The sequence below is a fragment of the Protofrankia sp. Cr1 genome (genome assembly GCF_963555865.1).
GTDB lineage: Bacteria > Actinomycetota > Actinomycetes > Frankiales > Frankiaceae > Protofrankia.
In genome coordinates this window covers 1-817 of sequence record NZ_CAUVXO010000488.1, presented here as the reverse complement: position 1 = coordinate 817, position 817 = coordinate 1, and the positions used below count along the sequence as shown (strand labels likewise).

At 69.6% G+C, this 817-nt stretch carries 2 protein-coding genes; both read right to left on the bottom strand.

All coding sequences use genetic code 11. The features are described 5' to 3' along the window. Positions 1-285 (bottom strand): ATP-binding cassette domain-containing protein (locus U9980_RS24305; protein WP_322770057.1); only part of this gene is annotated, 285 nt, incomplete at its 3' end. Then, a complete protein-coding gene (locus tag U9980_RS24300; protein ID WP_322748270.1) occupies positions 282-659 on the bottom strand; it encodes a GntR family transcriptional regulator in 378 nt (125 codons plus the stop codon). The genes U9980_RS24305 and U9980_RS24300, both read right to left, overlap by 4 nt. Positions 660-817: the final 158 nt, after the last annotated feature.

Sequence of the window (817 nt, the reverse complement as noted above, 5' to 3'; positions counted from 1 at the left end):
GGCGTGGCCGACCGTGAAGTCGGGGAAGACTTGATCTTCGCGAACGAACACCATGCGGCGCAGGATGGCGTCGTTCTCGATCGGGCTGGCGCCCAGCACCAGGATCTGCCCGGCCGAGGGGCGCTCCTGGGCGGCGACGATGCGCAACAGGGTGGTCTTGCCGGCGCCGTTGCGACCCAGCAGCCCGGTGATGGACGGCCCTTCGATGTCGAGCGTGACGTCGTGGAGGGCGAGGTGGTTGCGGTAGCGGCGGGTCAGGCCGGTCACCGAGATCGTCGCCGTCACAGCGTGATACCTCCCTGGGCGTGGATGGCTTCCTGGATCAGCGCCACCAGCGCGTCGGCGTCGATCCCGAGCCGGTGGGCCTCGGCGACCAGCGGCTGCACGTAGCGCTCGGCGAACCGCTTGCGGCGCTCCTCGAGCAGTCGCTCGCGGGCGCCGGCCGCCACGAACATGCCGATCCCCCGACGCTTCTCCAGCAGCCCGTCGTCGGTCAGTCGGTTGATGCCCTTGGCCGCGGTGGCCGGGTTGATCCGGTGGTAGGCGGCCAGTTCGTTGGTCGACGGCACCCGTTCGCCCTCCGCGAGCGCACCCTCGGCGATCTCCTCGGCCAGCCGCTGCGCGATCTGGGCGAACAGCGGTGTCCCGTCATCGAGCACATCCACTCCCCGGGGGCCGGCGATGTCTATGCTCGTCGGTTAGTTACAGAACTAACGTACTGGGGAAGCGAGATCTGTCAAGGGCGGACGATCGATCGGCACAGACCGCGACCCCCGCCACGAGCGGGCGTTGCCTCGCCGGCGGGGATGTCGGGCGA